16 protein-coding genes are annotated in these 16,200 nt (G+C 40.4%); 10 read left to right on the top strand and 6 right to left on the bottom strand.

All coding sequences use genetic code 11. The features are described from left to right. The first annotated feature begins 74 nt into the window (after window positions 1–74). A complete protein-coding gene (gene yaaA / locus K6V48_RS00950) occupies window positions 75–803 on the top strand; it encodes a peroxide stress protein YaaA (RefSeq protein ID WP_222367328.1) in 729 nt (242 codons plus the stop codon). 8 nt (window positions 804–811) lie between these two features. Next, window positions 812–1,921, top strand: a complete 1,110-nt coding sequence (gene glf / locus K6V48_RS00945) for a UDP-galactopyranose mutase (RefSeq protein ID WP_222367446.1) — start codon at window positions 812–814, stop codon at window positions 1,919–1,921. Between the two features lie 118 nt (window positions 1,922–2,039). Here the strand turns inward: glf and K6V48_RS00940 are convergent, their stop codons facing one another. Then, on the bottom strand, window positions 2,040–2,897 hold the full coding sequence (locus K6V48_RS00940) for a DUF975 family protein (protein ID WP_222367324.1): 858 nt from the start codon (window positions 2,895–2,897) through the stop codon (window positions 2,040–2,042). A 267-nt stretch (window positions 2,898–3,164) separates the two neighbouring features. Here K6V48_RS00940 and tgt point away from each other — a divergent pair, with 267 nt between their 5' ends. Then, window positions 3,165–4,307 (top strand): tRNA guanosine(34) transglycosylase Tgt, encoded by a 1,143-nt coding sequence (gene tgt / locus K6V48_RS00935; protein ID WP_024391247.1) that lies wholly within the window; start codon window positions 3,165–3,167, stop codon window positions 4,305–4,307. A gap of 222 nt (window positions 4,308–4,529) precedes the next feature. On the opposite strand, the gene K6V48_RS00930 is transcribed toward tgt, so the two are convergent. Continuing rightward, the gene (locus K6V48_RS00930) at window positions 4,530–5,615 is read right to left on the bottom strand and encodes a M24 family metallopeptidase (RefSeq protein ID WP_222367322.1); all 1,086 of its coding nucleotides are present in this window, start codon (window positions 5,613–5,615) and stop codon (window positions 4,530–4,532) included. Between the two features lie 205 nt (window positions 5,616–5,820). Between K6V48_RS00930 and ccpA the strand changes: the two genes are divergently transcribed. The 7 genes from ccpA to thrS all read left to right on the top strand — a co-directional run bounded on the left by ccpA (window position 5,821) and on the right by thrS (window position 13,032). Beyond that, window positions 5,821–6,822 (top strand): catabolite control protein A, encoded by a 1,002-nt coding sequence (gene ccpA, locus K6V48_RS00925; RefSeq protein WP_172066002.1) that lies wholly within the window; start codon window positions 5,821–5,823, stop codon window positions 6,820–6,822. Between the two features lie 116 nt (window positions 6,823–6,938). Next, window positions 6,939–7,982, top strand: a complete 1,044-nt coding sequence (locus tag K6V48_RS00920) for a glycosyltransferase family 4 protein (protein WP_172040889.1) — start codon at window positions 6,939–6,941, stop codon at window positions 7,980–7,982. A 20-nt stretch (window positions 7,983–8,002) separates the two neighbouring features. After that, a complete protein-coding gene (locus tag K6V48_RS00915; protein WP_222367320.1) occupies window positions 8,003–9,316 on the top strand; it encodes a glycosyltransferase family 4 protein in 1,314 nt (437 codons plus the stop codon). Window positions 9,317–9,330: 14 nt separating this feature from the next. Beyond that, entirely contained in the window at window positions 9,331–9,705 is a 375-nt protein-coding gene (locus K6V48_RS00910; RefSeq protein ID WP_222367318.1) for a hypothetical protein, read from the top strand. A gap of 260 nt (window positions 9,706–9,965) precedes the next feature. Next, entirely contained in the window at window positions 9,966–10,571 is a 606-nt protein-coding gene (locus K6V48_RS00905) for an adenylate kinase family protein (RefSeq protein WP_172016121.1), read from the top strand. Between the two features lie 37 nt (window positions 10,572–10,608). After that, window positions 10,609–10,932 (top strand): nucleoside triphosphate pyrophosphohydrolase family protein, encoded by a 324-nt coding sequence (locus tag K6V48_RS00900; protein ID WP_029751085.1) that lies wholly within the window; start codon window positions 10,609–10,611, stop codon window positions 10,930–10,932. Window positions 10,933–11,082: 150 nt separating this feature from the next. Continuing rightward, window positions 11,083–13,032, top strand: coding sequence for a threonine--tRNA ligase (gene thrS / locus K6V48_RS00895; RefSeq protein ID WP_222367316.1), 1,950 nt, complete (start codon window positions 11,083–11,085; stop codon window positions 13,030–13,032). Between the two features lie 71 nt (window positions 13,033–13,103). Here the strand turns inward: thrS and K6V48_RS00890 are convergent, their stop codons facing one another. The 4 genes from K6V48_RS00890 to K6V48_RS00875 are packed head-to-tail and all read right to left on the bottom strand — an operon-like array spanning window position 13,104 to window position 16,101. Continuing rightward, complete coding sequence (locus K6V48_RS00890; protein WP_105127455.1) at window positions 13,104–13,763, bottom strand: amino acid ABC transporter permease; 660 nt, start codon at window positions 13,761–13,763, stop codon at window positions 13,104–13,106. A 14-nt stretch (window positions 13,764–13,777) separates the two neighbouring features. After that, entirely contained in the window at window positions 13,778–14,476 is a 699-nt protein-coding gene (locus K6V48_RS00885; protein ID WP_105127454.1) for an amino acid ABC transporter permease, read from the bottom strand. A gap of 14 nt (window positions 14,477–14,490) precedes the next feature. Then, the gene (locus K6V48_RS00880) at window positions 14,491–15,330 is read right to left on the bottom strand and encodes a transporter substrate-binding domain-containing protein (protein WP_222367305.1); all 840 of its coding nucleotides are present in this window, start codon (window positions 15,328–15,330) and stop codon (window positions 14,491–14,493) included. Between the two features lie 9 nt (window positions 15,331–15,339). Then, window positions 15,340–16,101, bottom strand: coding sequence for an amino acid ABC transporter ATP-binding protein (locus K6V48_RS00875; protein WP_024391259.1), 762 nt, complete (start codon window positions 16,099–16,101; stop codon window positions 15,340–15,342). Between the last annotated feature and the right edge of the window lie 99 nt (window positions 16,102–16,200).

The raw sequence follows: 16,200 nt of genomic DNA, 5'->3' as shown, positions 1-16,200 counted from the left end.
CATTGTTTCAAGTAAGACAAGAACAAACTGTGCAGAGTAGGCAGAGAAGCGAGGCCTGTGTTATAATGAAAGGCATGAAGATTATTTTACCAAATGCTAAAGAATTAAATACAAATATGGATCCACAAGCTTTTCAGGATTTATCTCCAGAAAGTTTGCAAGTTTTATCTGAGCTTGCAAGTAAAGATTCTCAGCAGTTAGCAGATTTTTATAAATTGCCACTGGAAAGAGCGGAGCTGGAGAAAGATCGTTGGACAAGGATAGAGCATGGTCAAGCAAAAACATATCCTGCTTGGCTCTTGTATGATGGATTGATGTATCGTTATATGCACCGAACTGACCTTTCTGACCAGGAACTGTCTTACATGAAAGATCATGTTTATATTGCAACTGGTTTTTATGGATTGATATCTCCATTCTCCCTCATTGCACCTCATCGTTTGGATTTTCAAGGGAGTTTAAAAGTGATGGGAAAATCATTGAAGCAATTTTGGCGTCCCTTTTATGATGCTTGTCTGGAAAACGAAGAAGTCATTATTTCTTTGGCATCTTCGGAATTTGAACAAGTTTTTTCTCCGGAAATTCAAAAGAGAATGATAAGGGTACTGTTTGTGGAAGAAAAGAATGGCAAGAGGAAAATACATTCCACAATATCCAAAAAGGGGAGAGGCAGATTTTTGTCATGGATGGCAGAGACAAATTGTGTGACCTTGGAACAATTAAAGGAAGCAAGGGTCGACGGATTTCAGTTTGATGTTATGGCTTCCACTGATAAACAACTTTGTTTTGTAAGAAAGGTTTGATCAAATTAATGAACAATTATGATTATCTAGTTGTTGGTGCAGGTCTGTTCGGTGCAGTCTTTGCTCATGAGGCAGCTAAAAAGGGTAAAAAAATCAAGGTTATCGAAAAACGAGACCACATTGCTGGAAACATCTATACAAAAGAGGTAGAAGGCATTCAGGTCCATGAATATGGAGCCCATATTTTCCACACTTCTGAGAAGGAAATTTGGGAATATGTGAATCAGTTTGCGGAGTTCAACCGCTATACAAATACACCAGTCGCCAACTACAAGGGTGAAATCTACAACCTCCCATTCAACATGAATACCTTTAACAAGCTCTGGGGCGTGGTCACTCCTGCAGAAGCAGAAGCTAAAATTGCAGAGCAACGTGCTGTGTTGGGTGGAAAAACACCTGAAAACTTGGAAGAGCAAGCTATTTCCCTTGTAGGTACAGACATCTATGAAAAATTGATCAAGTCATACACCGAGAAACAATGGGAAAAACCATGTACGGAGTTGCCTGCTTTTATCATCCGTCGTTTACCCGTGCGTTTGACTTACGACAATAACTATTTTAACGATACCTACCAAGGTATTCCGATCGGTGGTTACACGCAGATTGTTGAAAAAATGTTGGATCATGACAATATTGATGTGGAGACAAATGTTGATTTCTTTGCCAATAAAAAAGACTATTTAGCGACCTATCCGAAGATTGTCTTTACAGGAATGATTGACGAGTTCTTTGATTACCAACTTGGTGAATTGGAATATCGTAGCCTTCGATTTGAGACAGAGGTCTTGGATATGGAAAACTATCAAGGGAATGCAGTTGTGAACTACACAGATAGTGAAACGCCATTTACTCGAATTATCGAACACAAACATTTTGAATTTGGTACACAACCGAAAACCATTATTACACGTGAGTATTCGAAGACATGGACACGAGGCGATGAGCCATATTATCCAGTCAACAATGATCGTAACAACAAACTCTATACTGCTTATAAACGCCTCGCAGAACAACAAGAGAATGTTATATTTGGTGGGCGTCTTGGTCATTATCGTTACTACGATATGCACCAAGTTATCGGAGCTGCCTTGCAGTGTGTGAGAAGTGAAGTAGAGTAAATATGAAAAAAAAAGTACCCTTATCCAATTATATTTAGCAATTGGATAAGGGTGTTTTTTTGAAAGCTATGATATATTCTATCAGCTAGTTAGTAAGAAACTAGACCGAAATCATCTTCTAAGCTGATGTTTTTACAAATGAATGCTTCTGATCTTCTAATAGTGCAGTGTAAAAGTGGATTTGCGCAGCATGATAGTAAGGCAATACATAAATGCCAACTACACCGAAGGTGATAGTAGAAAGTAGGAACCATCCGATGAAATGCAGATCTAACAGAAAGCGTTTCATTTTGTATCCTTTCATTAGGTTCCGACTGTGTTTAATGGTAGAAAGAGGATTGCGGTAGTCATTCGTGGTTAATTGGTCAAATAAAACTGTCTCAACTTGCGAATAGGCGTAGATTTGAGGTAGATAAATAATCAATCCAATGATCATCAGCAAAAATCCGATGAAAAACAGCATACCTGTCACACTGAGAATGTCATAGGGAATTTGAACCTCGGTAACGCTCCCTTGTGAAAGGAGAAAACTCGATAAATAGATAATTGAGCCTAAAAAACATACTAGTCCGATGTAGAAAATAAGGCCCCAAAGAAATAACAAAATGCGCTTTAAGATGAAAGTAAAGAAAATCTTTTTAAACTGTTCATGTTGAAAAATGGCCAATGAACTGCTCACTCTGTATTCATTCGCTCCCTGTTTAATGCCTTTGAAAAGAGTCCACGTTATAGATAGATATAACAGGCTCATTAAGAGTCCAAAAAAGATAGGAAATAGTATGCTAGACAGTAGGTAACTGAAATGTAGATTGGATCCATCTTGTGACAAGTATACCTCAAGAATAGATTGACGAGTGGATGAGAAAAGTTGGACACTGACGGATATGAGCACTGGAATAAGTGCAATTTGAAAGATGTTGGGAGTATTTTGTAATGTTTTTCTAGCCTTGTCAGTAATTGTAGCAATAGTCAACATAGATAGGGTCTCCTTTGATAGACATTGTAACATAATTCTAGATGACAAGCTAGATTTTTTTTGATAGACTGGAAGGTGCTGTGGAAATTAATCGATTCCTTATTTCAAGTTAGTTACAGTAAGTTTTGTTCTTCTCAACTTTCAAAACGATTCGTCGGATATACATGAAAATGATACTTGTTTATTTTTCATAAGACAGAACAATCGATTAGACCATGCAAGATTAAATTCCTAGGACTGTTTTTCCTAGCGGGAGGTAAATAAAAGATGACAGATGTTCCAATCAAGTATCGCTTGATTAAGAAAGAAAAGCATACAGGTGCTCGTTTGGGTGAAATTATTACCCCACATGGGACCTTTCCAACCCCGATGTTTATGCCAGTTGGGACTCAGGCAACGGTAAAGACCATGTCGCCTGAAGAATTGAAAGAGATGGGATCAGGGATTATCCTATCCAATACCTATCATCTGTGGCTTCGTCCAGGTGACGACTTAGTGGCGCGTGCAGGTGGTTTGCACAAGTTTATGAATTGGGATCAACCGATTTTGACTGACTCAGGTGGTTTCCAAGTATACTCTCTAGCAGATAGCCGAAATATTACTGAAGAAGGTGTTACATTTAAAAACCATCTCAATGGTAGTAAAATGTTCTTGTCACCTGAAAAAGCTATCTCAATTCAGAACAATCTTGGTTCGGATATTATGATGAGTTTCGACGAGTGTCCGCAGTTCTATCAACCTTACGACTATGTAAAAAAATCGATTGAAAGAACCAGTCGTTGGGCAGAACGTGGTCTTAAGGCTCACCGCCGTCCGCATGATCAAGGCTTATTTGGTATTGTACAGGGTGCTGGTTTTGAGGATCTTCGTCGCCAATCAGCTCATGATTTGGTTAGCATGGATTTTCCAGGATACTCTATTGGGGGATTGGCTGTTGGGGAGACACATGATGAAATGAATGCTGTCCTGGACTTCACCACCCCACTTTTACCAGAGAATAAACCACGCTATCTCATGGGTGTTGGAGCACCAGATAGCTTGATTGATGGCGTAATTCGTGGGGTTGATATGTTTGACTGTGTACTACCAACACGCATTGCACGTAATGGAACTTGCATGACAAGTCAAGGACGTCTTGTGGTTAAAAACGCTCAGTTCGCTGAGGACTTTACACCATTAGATCCAGAGTGCGATTGCTACACATGTAAAAACTACACACGTGCGTATCTCCGTCATTTACTTAAGGCCGACGAGACATTTGGTATTCGTTTGACCAGTTATCACAATCTATTTTTCTTGATTAACCTAATGAAAAATGTCCGTCAAGCAATCATGGATGATAACCTTTTGGAATTCCGTCAAGACTTTATGGAAAAATACGGTTACGGTAAAAACGGACGAAATTTTTAAGATAAAAAGCCTTCTTGGTTGGACTGAGACATGTTTTTAGTTACACTTTCTTAAAATTTTGTAAGACAGGCATACAAATAAATAAAGCATACGATTATGAAACTCTTCGGTAACATGATCGTATGCTTTTATTTTAATAATCGGCATCACAGCACTTTTATTTTAGATAAAAATGAACTGTTGCCAACGAGCTTTGAGGAGTGAAGAAACGATTGGTTCCCATTACCCTTCAAAATACAGTAATTCTTTTGGTGTTTTTGTAAAGACTTCAAAGCCATTTTTGGTAACGTAACCACAATCCTCGATACGAACACCAACTTTTTCAGGGATGTAAATACCAGGCTCGACAGAGAAACACATACCTTCTTCTATGACCAAATCATTGCCTTCCATAATCGATGGGAATTCATGGACACTCATGCCCAAACCATGTCCAAGACGGTGGTTGAAATACTCACCATAACCAGCTTTTTCAATCACTGATCGTGCGGCATAGTCAATTTCACTAGCGGTCACACCAGGCTTGATCATATTAACTGCAGCCATATGAGCCTCTAAAGTTAAGTTGTAAATATCCTGTTTAAACTGGTCTGGCTTACCGACAGCGACTGTGCGCGTCATATCGGAAGTATATCCCAAAGTTTCTACACCTAGGTCGAACAATAGCAGAGCGTCATTTTCGATTTTGTTTGTTGATGGAATTCCGTGTGGGTTAGCGGCATTATTTCCTGTTAAGACCATGGTATCAAAGCTCATTTTTGAAATGCCTTGTTTTTTCATTTCAAATTCAATCTGAGCAATGATATCAGTTTCTGTTACGTTGAGTGAGATATTATCAAAGCCAACTTGCATTGCTTTATCTGCAAATTCACCAGCAACCAACATTTTTTCAATTTCATCACGCGACTTGATCAATTTCATAGTATTAATCAGAGGCGTAATGTCTGAAAATGGTTGGCTAAAGATGGATTGAAGACCATGATAACGTGTTAGATTCAGGTTGTCAAATTCAGCACCAATTGCTGAGAAATGTTTTTGAGGAAGTTTATTCTTGATGATTTGCCATGGATTTTCTGAATCCATATATCCAGCAACTGGAAAATCAACTGTGGCAACTGCACGCTCCACATCCAAGGCAGGAAGGAAAAGGAGCGATTCATAATCAGGCATGACAAAGAGCAACATATGGCGCTCATGCGGATCACTGAGGTAACCAGTCAGATAATAAATACTAATTGGATCTGAAAAGATTGCTAAATCTAATTTCTTAGCATCAAGGTAGTTTTGGACGTGTTGCAATTTTGACATGGCTTTTCCTTTCAAATTTGGTAATTACTTTGAAATTTTCTTTTATTATATAGACTATTGTTTCAAAAAATCAAAAAATTTGCAAGTACAAAGGAAAAAATTACGATTTTCTCTTGAAAGTGGTTTCAAAAAATGATACACTATGATTGAGTGAAAGCGTAATTTTCATAGAAATTTGATTTAAGAAAGGAAGTGTAAATAGATGATGAATACAGACGATACCGTGACGATTTATGACGTTGCGCGTGAAGCTGGTGTGTCAATGGCTACAGTCAGTCGTGTAGTCAATGGTAATAAAAATGTCAAGGAAAACACTCGTAAAAAAGTGTTAGAGGTGATTGATCGATTAGATTATCGCCCAAATGCTGTTGCGCGTGGTTTGGCAAGTAAAAAAACGACAACTGTGGGGGTTGTGATTCCAAATATTGCCAATGCCTATTTTGCAACCTTGGCTAAGGGGATTGATGACATTGCTGATATGTATAAGTATAATATCGTATTGGCAAATAGTGATGAAAATGACGAGAAAGAAATTAATGTTGTTAATACATTGTTTTCTAAGCAAGTCGATGGTATTATCTTCATGGGCTATCATCTGACAGATAAGATTCGTGCAGAATTTTCGCGTTCACGCACTCCGATTGTATTAGCAGGTACTGTCGATTTGGAACACCAATTGCCAAGTGTCAATATTGACTATGCAGCTGCAAGTAGTGATGCAGTGAAATTGCTAGCTAAAAATAACAAAAAAATTGCCTTTGTTTCAGGACCATTGGTTGATGACATCAATGGGAAAGTTCGTTTTTCTGGTTACAAAGAAGGACTCCAAGCGAATGGTTTAGAGTTTAATGAAGGTCTTGTCTTTGAATCAAAATACAAATATGAAGAAGGCTATGCCTTGGCGGAACGTGTCTTGAATGCGGGAGCAACTGCAGCATATGTTGCTGAAGATGAAATCGCTGCTGGCTTGTTAAATGGTATTAGTGATCGTGGTATAAAGGTTCCTGAAGAATTTGAAATCATTACAAGTGATGATTCACAGGTAACAAAATATACTCGTCCAAATCTGACGTCCATCAATCAACCGATTTACGATATCGGTGCAATTGCCATGCGTATGTTGACAAAAATTATGCACAAGGAAGAATTGGATAATCGCGAAGTTATCTTGAATCATGGTATCAAGGAACGTAAATCTACAAAATAAGGATTCAGAAGTCGAACTAATCAGTCGGCTTCTTTTTATTTTTTTAGAAAATAGGTAAGGGATTTCCCTATCTGTTTGCGGTTTCACTATTTGAAAAAGTAGTGTATAATACATATATGAGTACAAAGAAATTAGTCATAAACATGTTAAGTTCTAGCGAAAAAGTAAAGGGACAAGGGGTATCAGGGGCCTATAGAGAACTGATGCACTTATTGCGAGAACGTGGAACAACTAAGCTAGACATTCAAGAAAAACTATTTGTTAAGGCGGATGTAACCCATTACCATACCATCGATCCCATCTTTTTTTTGACGACATTTTTCAAGAAAAGAACAGGGCGACGAGTTGGTTATGTGCATTTTCTTCCTGATACTCTTGAAGGTAGCTTACAAATTCCACGTTTTCTTGCTCCTCTTGTATCTTGGTATGTGATTACCTTTTATAATCGTATGGACCAGTTAGTGGTCGTCAATCCGAGTTTCATAGATGATTTGGTAGAGTATGGAATTTCACGCGATAAAATCACTTATTTACCAAACTTTGTAAATCGTGATCAGTGGCATCCTCTTTCTACAGAAGAAGTGCAAGATGTTCGAAAACACTACGCAATTTCTCCAAATCAATTTGTTGTACTAGGTGCAGGGCAAGTGCAAAGACGAAAAGGAATTGATGACTTTGCACAACTAGCAAGAGAATGTCCAGATGTGACCTTTGTTTGGGCAGGTGGTTTTTCATTTGGTAATATGACTGATGGACATGCAGAATACAAAAAATTAATGGAGCAGCCTCCTAAAAATCTCGTTTTCACAGGGATAGTTGAAGCAGAAGAAATGCTAAAATTGTATAATATGGCTGATGTTTTCTTTTTACCTAGTTATAGCGAATTGTTCCCGATGACGATTTTAGAAGCAGCCAGTTGTGGTACAGCCATCATGTTGCGAGACATTGATTTGTACAAGGTTATTCTCGAGGGAATGTATTTGCCAGTAAAAAATATGGATGAAATGAAAACAGCTATAGAAACGTTGCAGAATCAACCAAATCAGCTGGTTGAATTGACAAATAAAGCGGGAGAGATTTCTAACTATTATTCTCCGGAAGCCTTGCTTGAAAAGTGGCTTGCCTTTTACCAAGAGCAGGCTGATTTAGCTAAATCATAATAGATAAAATGGGAGAAAGCATGCGGATTGGATTATTTACAGATACCTATTTTCCACAAGTTTCGGGTGTGGCAACTTCGATTCGAACTCTCAAAACTGAGCTTGAAAAATTAGGTCATACAGTATTTATTTTTACAACAACAGATGAGGGTGTCAATCGCTACGAGGATTGGGATATTATACGTATTCCAAGTGTTCCATTTTTCGCATTTAAAGACCGGCGAGTAGCCTATGCTGGTTTTACAGATGCCTTAAAAATTGCTAGTCGCTATAAGTTGGACTTGGTTCACACCCATACAGAATTTACCTTAGGTATTCTAGGTAAGATGGTTGCAAAAGAACTACAAGTTCCTGTTGTGCATACCTATCATACTCAATATGAGGATTATGTACACTATATCGCTAAGGGACGGTTGATTCGTCCTGGAATGATAAAATATTTTGCTCGCTCGTTCCTGCATGATTTGGACGGTGTGATTTGTCCGAGTGAAATTGTTGAGGAACTATTGGTACGATACAATGTTCCTATTTCAAAAAGGGTCATACCAACAGGGATTGACTTGGCAAAATTTGACCGCCCTGAAATCTGTCCTTCGGACATTGAGGAATTAAGGAAACAACTGGGCATTGGACCAGATGAAACCATGTTACTCAGCCTATCTCGTATCTCACATGAAAAGAATATTCAGGCTGTTATTAAAGCAATGCCGAACATTTTGGCGGACAATCCAAAGGTAAAACTAGTTATTGTTGGTGGTGGGCCATATGAGACGGCTTTGCAGGATATGATTGTTGAATTGGGACTGACAGATTCTGTTCAGATGACGGGAATGGTTGCACCAAGTGATACAGCTCTGTATTATAAAGCTGCGGATTTCTTTATTTCGGCTTCAACAAGTGAGACCCAAGGGTTGACCTTCTTAGAGAGCTTGGCAACGGGAACCCCCATTATCGCTCACTCGAATCCCTATTTGTCTAATGTTATCACTGATAAGATGTTTGGAACGCTATTTTTACATGAAGAGGAACTTTCAGATGCGGTCATTGAAGCAATTGTCATGACCCCTCCTATGAATCCTCATGCTTTGGAAAAAAAATTATATGAAATTTCCGCGACTAATTTCGGACGCAGAGTGTTTGAATACTATCTCGATTTGAAAATTTCATATGATTTCAGAAAAAAGCATACAAATCAAGATAGTGTGGCTGAAGTATTGTTAAAAGAAGCTATTTATTTACCACGTAAAGCAGTAGTCAAATCAACTGATACTACAGCAAGGATGCTAAAAAAATCTGTTGAACAGGTGAAGTCTATTCGGAATTTCTTTGATTAATTTGGAGGGTTCAAATGGGAAGATTACAAAAGGAAAGTTGGAAGAGTCTGGTTGTAGTAGCCCTTATTATACTATTCATGTATGCAGGTATTTACCTGATTGCCTTTCATCTGATTAGTGACACCATGCTTTCTAAGGAGTTGGTGGTCGGGAATATATTGCTCTACACTCCCATTGTGCTATTCTTAACTGGACTTCTTTATGGATTTTTTAACGGCTTTTCTCCTAGTCTTCTTGCCTTGGTTTTACTGCTTTATCCTGTAACCATCTTTTTCTTTAAGGAATGGATTATTCTCTATCAGATTGTCTACACCTTATGTACTCTGATTGGAAATGGGATAGGAGCTCTGCTATTTACACAAAGGAAGAAAATGAAGAAAAATCCTTGAAAAATCAGGAAATCCTGTTATAATAGCTGTTAGAGACTTATCAATTCTAGGAAATCTTTGAGAGAGTGGGCGGTTGGTGAAAGCACACAGAGGATAGAATTGACACTACTCGGTATGATTTTATGCAAACATAAAAGGGTGGTTCCCTTATCGCCAATCTGAGGTAGTCAGGCTTTTTAGCGTGACTGCGAATGAAGGTGGAACCACGTTACGACGTCCTTTTGTGAGGGCGTCGGTTTTATTTTGGAGGAGGTGAGAAGATGCTTTATCTCATCGGAGGTTCACCTTGCAGTGGGAAATCAACCATCGCAGCCCATTTAGCGGAGTGCTATCAACTAATCCAAATCAAATTGGATGATTTGGTGGAGGGTTTTACCCAATCAGCAAGAAGGGATGGTGCCCCCATTTCAACTCTTAGGGAGAAGAGGACAACGGATCAGATCTGGTTGAGAGAGCCCGCCGCCATGGCCGAGGAAGAATGGGCCTTTTACGAGGAAATCTTTCCCTACCTGCGGCAATACCTAGCAGAGAACCAGGATAGACCAATGATTTTAGAGGGTGCAGGCTTGTTGCCCCACCTGATTTCGTCACTTGATTTGGATGTTTCCTATTTATGTATTACTCCCTCTGCTGACTTTCAGAGAGAGCAGTATGACAAAAGAGAATGGGTTCCCTATGTCTTACAAAACTCCTCCAATCCTCAGCTAGCTTTTGACAACTGGATGAATCGAGACATTCTCTTTGCTCAACGGTGCCGCAGGGAGGCAGAAAGGCTATCCTATCCGCACTTGCTAACCGATGGCAGCCGAAGAATTGAAGAAATGACAGAGCAAGCTGCTGACATTTTGGACCTTGCTCGCTGCTAAAATATCTATTTAGACAAAAGAAAACAAGGAGATGAACATGCCTGCTCTTCCACAAGAAACGATTGACCGTTGCCTAGCCGTTCGCAAGGCTTACAGAGAGTTGGAACTTAAGCACCATGAGAAAGAGTGGTCTATTGAAGAGGACCTCTTGGCTTTGACCAATGATATTGGCAACATGAACCGTCTGATTATGACCAAGCAGGGGCGTTACTATGATGAAACACCTTATACCTTGGAGCATAAAATGGCTGAAAATATCTGGTGGTTGATTGAACTGGCTGACCGCCTGGATATTGATATTCAAAAAGAAATGGAAACCTTTTTAGCTCAAAAAGAAGAGTTATTGGGGATTAAAAAATAAAAAATAGAAAGGACTAGGGTCTCCGTATTTGGTTGAACTGAATACGGGCTACGGACTGGGCCAAAAAGATAAACGAGAACTAGACGCTTGCGTCGTCGTTCTGTTTCCTATTTTGGCTGTGTCCGCTTAACGCCCTTTATATCTTATATTATGTTAAAAATTACTTTCCCAGATGGTGCTGTTCGTGAGTACCAGGCTGGTGTGACTACTTTTGAAATTGCAGAGAGCATCAGCAAGTCTTTGGCGAAAAAGGCGCTTGCTGGTAAGTTCAATGGTAAATTGATTGACACCACTCGTGCCATTGAAGAGGACGGCACGCTTGAAATCGTAACGCCTGACCACGAGGATGCCTTGGACATCTTGCGTCACTCAGCAGCTCACTTGTTTGCCCAGGCGGCTCGTCGTCTTTTCCCAGACATCAAGTTGGGGGTTGGTCCAGCTATTCAGGACGGTTTCTACTATGATACGGACAATGCGGCTGGTCAGATTTCAAATGAAGATCTGCCACGCATTCAGGAAGAAATGATGAAGATTGTCAAGGAAAACTTCCCTTCAGAACGTCGTGAGGTGACTAAGGAAGAAGCTCTTGAAATTTTCAAAAATGATCCATACAAGTTGGAATTGATTCAGGAACATTCTGATGATGAGGGCGGTTTGACCATTTATACCCAGGGTGAATACGTTGACCTCTGCCGTGGCCCACACGTTCCGTCAACAGGGCGTATCCAGATTTTTGAATTGCTCAATGTGGCTGGTGCTTACTGGCGTGGTAAGAGTGAAAATCCAATGATGCAACGTGTCTATGGTACAGCTTGGTTTGACAAGAAAGACCTCAAGGCTTACCTGCAAATGCGTGAAGAGGCCAAAGAACGTGACCACCGTAAACTTGGTAAGGAATTGGATCTCTTCATGATTAGTCAAGAAGTTGGTCAAGGCTTGCCATTCTGGTTGCCAAATGGTGCGACTATCCGTCGTACCTTGGAGCGTTATATCACAGATAAGGAGTTGGCTTCAGGTTACCAGCATGTTTACACACCACCGTTGGCTTCTGTTGAACTCTATAAGACTTCGGGCCACTGGGAGCATTATTCAGAAGATATGTTCCCAACTATGGACATGGGCGACGGTGAAGAGTTTGTTCTTCGTCCGATGAACTGTCCACACCACATTCAAGTTTATAAAAACCATGTGCGTTCTTACCGTGAATTGCCAGTGCGTATCGCTGAGCTTGGTATGATGCACCGCTATGAGAAATCTGGTGCTCTTACAGGTTTGCAACGAGTACGTGAGATGACACTTAACGACGGTCATATTTTCGTGACACCTGAGCAAATCCAAGAAGAGTTCAAAAAAGCACTTCAGTTGATTATCGATGTGTACGCAGATTTCAACCTAAACGACTATCGTTTCCGTCTGTCATATCGTGACCCAGAGGACAAAGAGAAGTACTATGACAACGATGAGATGTGGGAAAATGCCCAGCGTATGTTGAAAGGTGCTATGGATGAAATAGGCGTGGACTACTTCGAGGCAGAGGGGGAAGCAGCCTTTTACGGTCCAAAATTGGATATCCAGGTGAGAACTGCCTTAGGAAATGAGGAGACACTGTCAACCATTCAGTTGGACTTCCTCTTGCCAGAACGTTTTGGTTTGACCTATATTGGTGCTGATGGTGAAGAACACCGCCCAGTCATGATTCACCGTGGTGTTATCTCAACTATGGAACGCTTCACAGCCATTTTGATTGAAACCTACAAGGGCGCCTTCCCAACTTGGTTGGCTCCAACCCAAGTGACTATGATTCCAATCTCTGTGGAAGCTCACTTGGATTACGCTTGGAAGGTTGCAAAAGAATTGCAAGACCGTGGAGTTCGCGTACACGTGGATGAGCGGAACGAGAAGATGCAGTACAAGATTCGTCAGAGCCAAACCAGCAAGATTCCATACCAACTCATCGTTGGTGACAAGGAAATGGAAGACAATGCTGTCAACGTTCGTCGCTACGGAAGTAAGGCAACGCAAACTCAGTCTGTTGCAGAATTTGTGGACCATATCCTAGCAGATATTGCTCGTAAGTCACGACCAGCTGAAGCTGAATAAATAAAGCAAGAAGTCCGAAAGGGCTTCTTTTTTGACAGCAAAAAATCCCAACCAACTGGCTGGGAGAAATCTTACTCTATACTGCTCGCCCAAGACTTTGCCACATAGCGTGACAGACTTGAAATGGCAAAGTTGATGATAAAGTAGATGAAAGCAACTATGAGGTAAAGGGCAAAGACTTGTTCTGCCTCAAAGTAGCGTCCCATGAGGATTTGACTCGAACCGAAGAGTTCTTGCAGGGCGATAACGGAGTAGAGGAAACTAGTGTCCTTGATGACCGTTACAATCTGCGAGATGATGGCTGGCAGCATCTTGCGAATAGCCTGTGGCATGATGATATAGACCATGATTTGCACTGGGGTAAAACCCTGTGACAAACCAGCTTCGGTCTGGCCCGGTCCGATGGCGTTGAGACCACCACGGATAATCTCGGCCATGGCTGCCGTGGTAAAAATGGTAAAGGCTGTAATACCAGCGGGTGTTGACTTCATTTGGAAGACTAGGAAAACTGTGAAAATCCACAGCAAGTTTGGTACATTACGCACAAATTCAATATAAATCGTTGCAATCCACTTGAAAATTGGATTTTTTCCGTTGCGCATGATGGCGAGAATCATTCCAAAAAGAATGGAGAGGATTACCGAAATGCTTGAGATATAGAGTGTTAACTTCAATCCACTCCACAAGAGTTGGAAGGTTGAAGGCTTGAGTAATTCTAAAATATAATTCATTTTTCAACCTCCTATTAGTGTGAATAGGCAGACTTATTCTTTTCTTCAATGCGTCGGCCCCAGCTTGCAACAGGGAAGCACATGATGAAGTAAAGAAAAGCAGCGCCAGCAAAGGCTGGGATGTAGTTAGCATTCATAGCGGACCAAGATTTTGTCATAAACATAATATCAGCTCCTGAGATGATGGCAACAGTGGCAGTATTTTTAATCAAGTTCACGACTTGGTTGGTCAAAGGTGGCAGAATGGTCGGAATGGCCTGTGGCAAGATGATGATCCGCATGGTTTCAGCCTGGGTAAATCCCTGTGAAAGTGCGGCTTCTGTTTGCCCAGTTGGCACAGCTTCAATCCCTGCACGAATGACCTCTGCGATATAGGCACCGTGATAGAGTCCCACGCAGATAACAGCTGTCCAGTAGATAGACGGCATGAGAACATAATTTGAAATCAGTGGAAGTCCATAATAAACAATCATGAACTGAACCAAAAGCGGCGTGTTCTGATAGTATTCAACATAGACACGTGCGATGATTTTTAAAATTTTATTTTTACTTGAAGAGAGACTACCAAAGACAATTCCTAAAAACATGGCCATGATAAAGGCGCCGACAGAAATGGCTAAGGTAAAGAGAAAACCTTGGAAAAAGGTTGGAAAATCTTTGAAATAACTGACCCAATTCTCCCAAGCGTAAGGACTAGTTGTTAAAACTGTCATATTGTTTCACCTTTCTATTCGTCAGTTTCTGTGACTGGTTTGAGACCATTGGCATCATAGATGCTTTGTAGGCTACCATCGGCAGTCCATTTTTCTACGAGATTATTTAAGTAGTCGTTAAGGTCTTTGTTAGATAATTTAGTAACAATCCCATAGTCAGAAGCTGAGAAGCTAAAGTCCATTAATTCAGATTTCGAACTGATATACCCAGAAAGGATAGATTGGTCTACTGAAAATGCGTCTGTACGGTGAGCACGTAGCGAGACAGAGAGTTCTGGATAAGAACCAAGCTCTGCAAAATTGACAGAGATACCATATTTGTCTGCTAGTTCAGAGATGAGAGTACGTGTAATGGAACCCTGAGCTACTCCGATTGTCTTTCCATTTAGGTCGGTAAAGGTCTTAATTCCACTATCCTTATTGACCAAGAAGCCAACGGCATCTGTGTAGTAAGGAGTTGTGAAATTGTAGAGTAACTTGCGTTCATCTGTGATGGTGAAGGTTGCGATGACCAAATCTACTTGACCATTATCAAGTAGGGGGCCACGAGTTTGTGCTGTAACAGGTGTGAATTCAATATCAACGCCGAGTTCATCTGCAACCTTCCGTGCGATATCAATCTCCATACCTTCAAATTTATTCGTATCAGGATTTTTGTAACCGAAGTTTGGGACATCCTGTTTGACACCAACTCGGAGAACACCTCTCTCGATTATTGCCTGAACTTGGTCACTGTTCGATAATTCTGTAGGGGTATCTGTTTGCGCAATGGGCTGTTTAACTATGAATAGGAGTATGGCTACTAGGACTAGTAGTGGAAATGTCAGAAAGAGAGTACGATTCTTCTTTTTCATAGGTACCTCCTATAACTTTACCTTATCAGATTCGTGGTTGATGATCTTACTGAGGAATTGCTTAGCTCTTGGTTCGGTTGGGTTTTCAAAGAATCCATTGACATCGGTCGTGTCTACTAAAACCTCTCCCTCAGCCATAAAGATAATACGGTCAGCAACCTCACGTGCAAAGCCCATTTCATGCGTTACAACAATCATGTTCATCCCATCTCGCGCTAATTTTTGCATGACCGCTAAAACATCACCGATGGTTTCTGGATCGAGGGCAGAAGTTGGTTCATCAAACAACAAAAGTTCAGGTTGCATAGCCAATCCACGTGCAATTGCGACACGTTGTTTTTGTCCGCCAGATAGCATAGCAGGATAGGAATCTTTTCTATCCCAAAGGTTAACAAACTCGAGGTATTTTTGAGCAGTTTTTTCAGCAGTTGCCTTATCAATACCTAAGACCTTTGTCGGAGCTAGGGTAACATTTTCTAAAACTGTCTTGTGTGGATAGAGATTAAAATGCTGGAAGACCATGCCGACTTCTTTACGTAAGGCAACTAATTCTTTGATGGACGTAGAAGAAATATCATGACCATTGACGACCAATTGACCTTCATCAATTGCTTCTAAACCATTGATAGTTCGGATGAGTGTCGATTTTCCTGAACCAGATGGTCCGAGCAATACGACAACCTGTCCAGGTTCAAATTCCAAGTTTATATTGCGTAAGGCGTGGTAGTCGCCGTAGTATTTATTTACATTTTTAAAATCTACTAATGCCATAAGTATCTCCTTCAAGAAAAAATAGGGTATTAGCATCATATCATTGCAATCATTAAATGTCAAGTAAATTCAGACAATTTAATAAATGACATGTCATAA

The organism is Streptococcus suis (assembly GCF_019794555.1).
Lineage (GTDB): Bacteria > Bacillota > Bacilli > Lactobacillales > Streptococcaceae > Streptococcus > Streptococcus suis_AB.
This window is presented reverse-complemented; position numbering and strand designations above follow the sequence as displayed.

Excerpts from the sequence above, each read along its gene's own strand:
- K6V48_RS00900 (WP_029751085.1), top strand. The coding sequence starts at position 10,609 with ATGCCTGCTCTTCCACAAGAAACGATTGACCGTTGCCTAGCCGTTCGC.
- glf (WP_222367446.1), top strand. The coding sequence starts at position 812 with ATGAACAATTATGATTATCTAGTTGTTGGTGCAGGTCTGTTCGGTGCA.
- tgt (WP_024391247.1), top strand. The coding sequence starts at position 3,165 with ATGACAGATGTTCCAATCAAGTATCGCTTGATTAAGAAAGAAAAGCAT.
- K6V48_RS00875 (WP_024391259.1), bottom strand. The coding sequence starts at position 16,101 with ATGGCATTAGTAGATTTTAAAAATGTAAATAAATACTACGGCGACTAC.
- K6V48_RS00880 (WP_222367305.1), bottom strand. The coding sequence starts at position 15,330 with ATGAAAAAGAAGAATCGTACTCTCTTTCTGACATTTCCACTACTAGTC.
- K6V48_RS00905 (WP_172016121.1), top strand. The coding sequence starts at position 9,966 with ATGCTTTATCTCATCGGAGGTTCACCTTGCAGTGGGAAATCAACCATC.
- K6V48_RS00915 (WP_222367320.1), top strand. The coding sequence starts at position 8,003 with ATGCGGATTGGATTATTTACAGATACCTATTTTCCACAAGTTTCGGGT.
- thrS (WP_222367316.1), top strand. The coding sequence starts at position 11,083 with ATGTTAAAAATTACTTTCCCAGATGGTGCTGTTCGTGAGTACCAGGCT.
- K6V48_RS00920 (WP_172040889.1), top strand. The coding sequence starts at position 6,939 with ATGAGTACAAAGAAATTAGTCATAAACATGTTAAGTTCTAGCGAAAAA.
- K6V48_RS00890 (WP_105127455.1), bottom strand. The coding sequence starts at position 13,763 with ATGAATTATATTTTAGAATTACTCAAGCCTTCAACCTTCCAACTCTTG.
- ccpA (WP_172066002.1), top strand. The coding sequence starts at position 5,821 with ATGAATACAGACGATACCGTGACGATTTATGACGTTGCGCGTGAAGCT.
- K6V48_RS00930 (WP_222367322.1), bottom strand. The coding sequence starts at position 5,615 with ATGTCAAAATTGCAACACGTCCAAAACTACCTTGATGCTAAGAAATTA.
- K6V48_RS00910 (WP_222367318.1), top strand. The coding sequence starts at position 9,331 with ATGGGAAGATTACAAAAGGAAAGTTGGAAGAGTCTGGTTGTAGTAGCC.
- K6V48_RS00940 (WP_222367324.1), bottom strand. The coding sequence starts at position 2,897 with ATGTTGACTATTGCTACAATTACTGACAAGGCTAGAAAAACATTACAA.
- yaaA (WP_222367328.1), top strand. The coding sequence starts at position 75 with ATGAAGATTATTTTACCAAATGCTAAAGAATTAAATACAAATATGGAT.
- K6V48_RS00885 (WP_105127454.1), bottom strand. The coding sequence starts at position 14,476 with ATGACAGTTTTAACAACTAGTCCTTACGCTTGGGAGAATTGGGTCAGT.